5 protein-coding genes are annotated in these 7950 nt (G+C 68.3%); all 5 read right to left on the bottom strand.

Annotated features, from left to right (window positions below):
- Window positions 1-95: 95 nt before the first annotated feature.
- On the bottom strand, window positions 96-461 hold the full coding sequence (locus tag FVW20_RS02765; RefSeq protein WP_196608195.1) for a response regulator transcription factor: 366 nt from the start codon (window positions 459-461) through the stop codon (window positions 96-98).
- Between the two features lie 74 nt (window positions 462-535).
- A complete protein-coding gene (locus FVW20_RS02760; RefSeq protein ID WP_196608194.1) occupies window positions 536-2329 on the bottom strand; it encodes a methyl-accepting chemotaxis protein in 1794 nt (597 codons plus the stop codon).
- A gap of 70 nt (window positions 2330-2399) precedes the next feature.
- A complete protein-coding gene (locus FVW20_RS02755; protein WP_231038806.1) occupies window positions 2400-5069 on the bottom strand; it encodes a PAS domain S-box protein in 2670 nt (889 codons plus the stop codon).
- Window positions 5070-5200: 131 nt separating this feature from the next.
- Window positions 5201-5653: a response regulator gene (locus tag FVW20_RS02750; protein ID WP_196608193.1), complete on the bottom strand. Its 453-nt coding sequence runs from the start codon at window positions 5651-5653 to the stop codon at window positions 5201-5203.
- The coding region (locus FVW20_RS02745) for an ATP-binding protein (RefSeq protein WP_231038805.1) at window positions 5650-7950 on the bottom strand (2301 nt) is incomplete at its 5' end. The genes FVW20_RS02745 and FVW20_RS02750, both read right to left, overlap by 4 nt.

Raw genomic sequence — 7950 nt, 5'->3', positions numbered from 1 at the left:
GGGAGCCGCCGGTCCGGCGCCACGCCGGGCGTCGGAACGCACGTCGGGCCGTTTGTCGGCCCGCGCGCCCGGGGGGGGGGCATCCCGCGTCCCGTTCATCCCAGAAACTCCTCTATCTTGCGGATCAGCGCCAAGGGGCTGAACGGCTTGGGGAAGTAATCGTCGGCCCCGGCGCGCATTCCCTCCTCGCGGTCCTGGGTCTGGCCCTTGGCGGTCAGCATGATGATCCGGCAACCCGCCGTGACCGGGTCGGCCCGGATGCGCCGGGTGGCTTCCAGCCCGTCGATCTCGCCGGGCATCATGACGTCCATCAGGATCAGGTCGGGTCGGTGCAGGCGGGCCATCTCCACCGCCTGCACGCCATTTTCAGCCTGCAATATCTGATAGTTGCCTATTCGCAACGTGGCCTGCACCAGTTCACGCACCTCGTACTGGTCCTCGGCGATGAGTATCCGTTTCATGGCTCCTACCCCTTGCATGCGGCAAAATCGGGGGTCGGCCCGGGCGACCGCATGCAGTTCCGGACCAACGGACGTCAATAGCGTTCGAAATCGGCGTCGGACGTCCCCGCTTCATCCAGTTCCAGGGTCACGCCGGACTGCCCCGCCCTGGCGGGACGGTCACCGTGCACCCCGACCTCGGTGATGTCGGCGTGCGGATGCCCCCGCTGCGGGCGGCGTATCTCCAGCCCGCCCGTGCGGCCCGGCGGGCCGGACCGGACTGACGGAACGGGCCGGCCCATGGACGGCACGCCCCCGCCCGCAGGCAACCGGAAGAACGCCACGGTCTGGGCCAGTTGCGTGGCCTGCCCGGCCAGTTCTTCCGACGTGGCGGCCATCAGTTCCGAGGCCGAGGCGTTCTGCTGGATCACCGAATCAAGCTGCTGCACGGCCTTGTTGATCTGTTCCGCGCCCACGCTCTGTTCCTTGCTGCCCGCCGCGATCTCCTGCACCAGTTCCGCCGTCTTCTGGATGCTGGGCACCAGCGTGCCCAGCATGCTGCCCGCGCGCTCGGCCAGGGCCACGCTGGACGACGACAGTTCGCCGATTTCCGCCGCCGCCGTGCCGCTGCGTTCCGCCAGTTTGCGCACCTCGGAGGCCACCACGGCAAAGCCCTTGCCGTGCTCGCCCGCGCGGGCCGCCTCGATGGCCGCGTTGAGAGCCAACAGATTGGTCTGTCTGGCAATTTCCTGCACGATGGAAATCTTTTCCGCGATGGTCTTCATGGCCCGCACGGTCTGGGCCACGGCAGTTCCGCCCTCGCGGGCGTCCTCTGCCGAGCGCAGGGCGATGCGGTCGGTCTCTGCGGCATTCTCGGCGTTCTGCTGGATGTTCGAGGTCATCTGCTCCACCGAGGCGGACACCTCTTCCACCGCGCTGGCCTGCTCCGTGGCGCCCTGAGCCATGTTCACCGCCGTCTCGGACAGTTCGCGGCTGCCTGCCGTGACGCCGTTGGTGGTTTCCATCACCTCGCCGATGACCCGGCGCAGGTTGCCGGTCATGGTGCGGATGGCTTCGGCCACGCTGCCCACCTCGTCCCGGCTGGTCACATCGATGTCGGTTGTCAGGTCGCCCGAGGCCACCTGCCCCGCCACATCGCGGATACGCTGCAACGGTCTTGCGATGGACCGGCTGGCCAACAGCCACGCACAGGACACCACCACGCCCACGATGCCCAGCGCCCACCCCGCCACGGACAGGGCGGCGGAACGCACCTGGGCGTTCACCGCCTGCAGCGACGAAACGATCTCGAAGGCGCCGTGCACCTCGCCCTCGCGCCAGCCTTCCTTGATGCCGCCGACCACGTCGCGCTCGCCCTTGGGATCGCCATGGCAGAACAGGCATTCGCGCGTCAGCTTGATGGCCCGGAAGTACCGGATATGGTCCGCCTCGCGCAGGATCAGTTCCTGCTGGCCCGAGGCTGAAAGCTGCTCCAGAACCCTGCGCTCAAGGTCCGTGGGCTCGTTGGCCTGGTTGCGGGGATGCATCTTGGGCACCCGGAATTCGTAGCCCAGCTTTTCCGCATTGACCCTGGCCATCTTGATGGCTGTGATCACCGGCACCGCGTCCACCACCTTGTCGGGCGACAGTTCCGCGAACGGGCGGATCAGCCCGCCTTCGAGCTTGCGCGACATTTCGTCGCGCGCGGCCTCTGCCATGAGCACCACGGCCCGGCTTTGCTCCAGGATGGCCTCGTGCGCGCCCTCGCGAATATCGCCGATGCGCTGCACGGCCATGACACCGGCTATGCACGCGGGCCCCAGAATGGCGATGGCCATGATCTTGGCCTTGATGCCGAATGCTCCACGCCGTTCACGTTCGCCGGTCATGGCGTCTCCTTCGGGGCGCGCGGCCCCCATTCGCCAGTTGTCCAGTACTCCATGTCGCGGCCATGCCCGTTCACGCGCCAGCCGGTCCAGCCAGGCCGGTCGAGCCGACCGAATCGGTCGGCAAGGTGAAGCGCACCGTGGTCCCCACGTCCTTGGCGCTTTCCACCACCACCTCGCCGCCATGCGCCTCCACGAGGTACTTCACGATGCTCATGCCAAGGCCCGTGCCGGGTATGCCGGTATTCGAGGCATCGCCCCGATAGAATTTTTCGAACACCCGCGAAAGCTGTTCCGGGCTCATGCCCATGCCGTTGTCGCGCACGCTGACCTCGTGCGTGTCCCGACCGGGTCGCAGCCGCACCTCCACCACGCCGCCGCCGGGGGAATACTTGACGGCGTTGCTCAGCACGTTGTCGAGCACCTGGGCCACCTTGTCCGCGTCCACCACGGCGGGCACCGGGGTTTCCGGCAGCAGCAGCCGGAACGAATGGCGGCGCGTACCCACGATATGCGCGGCCACCTTGCGGCGGATCAGCGCCACCAGGTCGCAGGGCCTGCGCTTGAGGCTGAAGCCCTGGCCCATCTCGATGCGGGAAATGTCCAGCAGGTCCGCCACGATGCCGGAGACCAACGTGGCCTGCTCGTTGATGTAGCCAAGGTACTGGCGCTGCTCCACGCGGGGAATGTCATCGCCGGTGACCAGCAGTTCCGAAAATCCCAGGATGGTGGTGAGCGGGGTGCGCAACTCGTGCGCGGCGGTGGTCAGGAATTCGTTCTTCATGCGGTCCAGTTCGCGCTCGCTGGTCACGTCGTGCAGCACGGTGACCACGCCGCTGCGCACGCCGCCGACATCGCGCACCTCCGAGGTGCTGGCCGTGTAGTGGTGCACGCCGCCTGCTTCCATAGGGCGCGAAAAACCGAACTGGCAGGGCGCGCCGCCCATGGTGTCCTCCAGGCAGTGCGCCAGCCGCTTGCGCAGCGGGGCGTCCTCGATGAGATCCGCCACCGGCTCGCCTTCCATGTCGCCTGGGGCGGCAAGGCCCAGGATGTCCTCTGCCGCCGGGTTGGTCAGCACCACCCGGTGGTCGGGGTCGGTGACCAGCAGCCCCTCGGACACGGAACGCAGGATGAGGTCGATCTTCTCCCGATGCGATTCCGCGGTGCGCAGGGCCAGTTCCAGGTCGCGGGTGCGTTCCAGCACCATGTTCTCGAGCCGGGCGCGGTACCCTTGCAGTTCCGCTTCGGCGGCGCGGCGCTCGCTGATGTCCTCCAGCATGCCCACGGCGTATTGCAGGGCGCCCTTGCGCCCCCGGATGGCCGCCGCGGCCAGCCGCACGGGAAAGACCGTGCCGTCGCGCCGCAGGTGCTGCGTTTCCAGGAAGAAGCCATTGCGCTCGCCCCGGTGCAGTTCCGCGAACAGGGCCCGCACGTCGCCCGCCTCGTGCCCGTGCACCAGTTCCGAAAAGTGCCCCAGGGGCAGTTCCGCCGCGGCAAAGCCGTGCAGCACGTTGAACAGCCGGTTGGTCTTGACGAGGCTGCCGTCATGGTCCGTGATGAACACCCCCAGGGGGGCATGCTCGAACACGGCCCGAAAGCGCGCCTCGCTCTGCTGCAACGCCTCTTCCTGCTTGCGGCGGCGGCTGACGTCGCGCCCGATGCCGAAGACCAGCACCTTGTCGCCGTCGCGCACGGGCACGGATACCGACTCTATCCAGTTCTCGCGCCCGTCGGGCCGCAACCACGAATACACGGCGCTCTGCGGGCCGCGCAGCCCGCCGTCGTCGCGGAAGGGATCAGGGGACTTGCGCCCGCCCAGAAACACCTGCAGCTGGCGCACGTCGTCCATGTCGCGCAGGTTGTCACGGGTGCGCCCGGCCATGCGCTCGTAGCCCCGGTTGCAGTCCACCAGCCGGGGGGCGCGACCGTCCTCGAAGTGCTCGTAGACGGATATGCCGTCCAGCGAATGCTCGAAAATGGTGCGGTAGCGCAGTTCGGCCTCGCGCAGGGCACGTTCTGCCTGGCGCTGGGCGGTGATGTCGCGCAGGGACACCAGGGTGGCCGGGCCGTCGTCCCAGGTCACCGGGGCGGTGCGCACCTCCACCAGGCAGGGGTTGTCGCCGTCGCCGCACAGGTCCAGTTCGTCGTCGCGCACCGGCACGGGCGAAGGCTGTCCCAGCATGTCGGACAAACCGGGTACGCCGGGCAGCCCGCGCCCCAGCATGGCCAGCGCCGCGGGATTGGCAAAGCGCACCAGGGCGTCGGCGTCCACCACCAGCATCCCGTCCGGATTGGCGCTGATGATGGTTTCCAGCCGCTGGCGGTGCTGGTGCAGCGTGCCCTCCGCCCGTTTGCGGTCGATGGCGTAGCGGATGGTGCGGACTATGAGCCCCTCGGGCACCTCGCCCTTGCGCAGGTAGTCCTGCGCGCCGCGCGCCACGGCCTCTTCTGCGAAGGTGGGGCTGGAAAGCCCGGTCAGCACGATGACGGGCAGTTCCGGCGCGTACGAAACCAGGCTGCCCAGCGTGTCCCACCCCTGGCTGTCCGGCAGGCTGAGGTCCAGCAGGGCCACGTCGAATGCGCCGCCGTCCAGCAGGGCAAGGCCCTCGGCCAGCGTCTCCGCCCGCTCGATGACATGCCGCAGGCCCGACCCGGCAAGCAGCAGGCTGAACAACCTGGCGTCGCCGGGGTCGTCCTCGAACAGCAGTATGCGCACCTGCCCCTGTTCCATCCCCTGATCCATGAAGCCTCCGGGGTACTTCCCGGCTTACTCTGGTGGTACTCCGGCGTGCGGGGAGCGCACGCCGTGGGCTGGCCTGCAGACTCGGCAGGCATGGACATGACGGCAAGGCCGTCTTGCCACGCCCCCCATCTTCAATCCCCCTTCACCGGCAGCGTCACGATGCCCATCCAGAAATGCTCGATCTGCCCCACCACCTCCAGAAACTGCTCCCAGCCCACGGGCTTGGTGATGTAGCAGTTGGCGTTGAGGTCGTAGGCGTTCAGGATGTCGCGCTCCTGCCGCGAGGTGGTCAGCACCACCACCGGGATGGACCGCAGGTCCGGCGTGCTCTTGATTTCTTCCAGCACTTCGCGCCCGTTCTTGCGCGGCAGGTTAAGGTCCAGCAGCACCAGGTCCGGACGGGGCGCATCGGCGTACGGTCCCTCGCGCCGCAGAAAGGACATGGCCTCCTCCCCGTCCTCCACCACGAACAGCCTGTTGGACACGCGATTGCCTTTCAGCGCCTCGCGCGTCAGGCGCACGTCGCCGGGGTCGTCCTCCACCAGCAGGATGTCGATGAGTCTTGCCTGTTGCGTGCCGCTCATGTCTCTCTCCCGTGCAGTCTTGTTCGACTGGCGAAACCCGTTGACAATTGCCGCGCTTGGGACAGGGGCTGCCCGACGTGCCCGTCCGGCACGACTGGCATGCCCGGCCCGTATGACCCGGTCGGCCTGGCAAGCCTGTCCGGGATCACGAAACGGAACGTGCTGCCCCGGCCCGGCGCCGACTCCACCTCGATGGTGCCGCCGTGCCGCTCCACGATCTTCTTGCACACCGCAAGGCCAATGCCGGTGCCCGGGTAGCGACCCGGCCCGTGCAGCCGCTGGAACACCCGAAAGATGCGCTCGAAATGCTCGGGCTTCATGCCGATGCCGTTGTCGCGCACATGAAATACCCACGCCCCGCCGGGCTGCCCGTCCCCAACCGCCCGCTCCGCCCCGATGGAGATGTTCGGGGGCGTCTCCGACCGGTATTTCACGGCGTTGCCCAGCAGGTTGCGCAACAGTTGCTCCATCTGCACCCGGTCGGCCCGGATCATGGGCAGCGGCCCCCGCTCCACGGTGGCCCCGGCCTCCTCCAGCAGCAGGCCCAGGTCAGAGAGCACGGTGTTGACCACCTTCTCCATGTCCGTGTCCTCGAATTCGCGCCCCTGCGTGCTGACCCGCGAATAGGCCAGCAGATCCTCGATCATGTCTTTCATGCGGCGGGCGGCATCCACGGCAAAGCCGATGAACTCGTCGGCGTCGCTGTCCAGTCGCCCCACGTAGCGCTTGGCCAGCAGGTCGAGAAAGCTTGCGATCTTGCGCAACGGCTCCTGCAGGTCGTGCGAGGCGATGTAGGCGAACTGCTCCAGTTCCGCGTTGGAACGGCGCAGTTCCTCGGCCTGGCGTTCGAGATGCAGTTCCGCCTCCTTGCGTTGGGTCACGTCGCGACCGGACAGGTAGACCACCCCTTCCTCGGGCAGGACCACCGAGGCCCAGGCAAGCCAGCGGTACACCCCGTCCCTGCGGCGAAAGCGGTTCTCCACCGGGGTGGCCGCCGCACCCGCGAGGGCGTTCATGCCGCCCACCAGCAGCGGGCGGCTTGCCTCCATGTCGTCCGGGTGCACGAAATCCAGAAACGGATGCCCGGTCACTTCTTCCGGCACAAAGCCGAACAGCCGCACCCAGGCCGGGTTCACCCTGCGCAGCGCGCCCTGCTGGGTGACGATGGCCACCGGATCCAGCGACAGGGCGAAGAAGCGTTCCGCCTCCTGCTCGGCCCGCTGCCTGCTGATGGCTTCTCGCAGCATGGATGCCCGCGCCTCGCGCGTGGCCACGGTGCCCGCCTCCACATCGCGGCGCAGGTGCACCGTGCGCCACAGCAGCATCACGGAAGCCCCAAGGAACACGGTCAGCAGCACAAGGGCCGCACCGCCCAGCAGCAATTCGCGGTCTGTATAGCGTGACAGCACGTTGCCGCCGAGCCAGCGGCGGTACAGCTTGTCGTATTCCCCAGAGGCGCGGACCTTGACGAGAGCCTCGTTCAGCACCGCGACAAGGGGGGTGTTGCCCTTGGCCGTGCCGAACGAAAACCGCAACGTGCGCAACGGCTGGCCGGAAGGTTCCAGGGGGGCGTCCGTGGGCAGGCGGCGAATGATGTGCTCCACCACCGGTTCGGGCGCCACCAGGGCGTCGGCCCGGCCCCAGGCCACGGCCATCACCGCATCCAGCGGGGTAGGTACCGGCAGCACACGCTGGCCGGGCATGTTCCGCAGATACTGATGGCTGGCATGACTCTCCACCACGGCCACCAGCAGCCCGGAAAGGGCGGCCACGCCACGCGGGTGGGCGCCGCCGTCGCGCCGCACGTAGATGCGTTCCGCCACTTCCACGCCGGGTTCGCTGAACTCCATCTGTGTCTGGCGATCCGGCGTTTCCGCCACCAGGGCCAGCATGTCCACCTTGCCCTCGGCCAGGTAGCTCCGCAGGACCGGGCCGCTGTCGTCGGCGTGGAACACCGCCCTGCGACCGGCCGCCTGGGCCACGGACTCGGCAAGGTCGCGCGCGAAGCCTGCGGGCACCCCCTCCACCATATAGCTGAACGGCGGATAGGTGGTCAGCAGGCCGATGTGCAGTTCCGGGACGTCGGGCGGCAGCCCGCCGCCGTTCCGCATCTCCGGCGCGTGAGGGGTGGCGGTGGACGCTCCCGGACCGGATGATGATTGCGGGCTGATATGCCGCCAGTTGCCCTCAGCCGCCCATGCGGCCCCCGCCGGGGCATGCGCCGCCCCGCCGGAGCAACCGCCCAGGCAGCCGAAACCCTGCGGCAGCAGCAACAGCAACAGCACTGGCGCGGCGGC

The sequence above is a fragment of the Nitratidesulfovibrio oxamicus genome (genome assembly GCF_015731765.1).
Taxonomy (GTDB): domain Bacteria; phylum Desulfobacterota; class Desulfovibrionia; order Desulfovibrionales; family Desulfovibrionaceae; genus Cupidesulfovibrio; species Cupidesulfovibrio oxamicus.
This window is presented reverse-complemented; position numbering and strand designations above follow the sequence as displayed.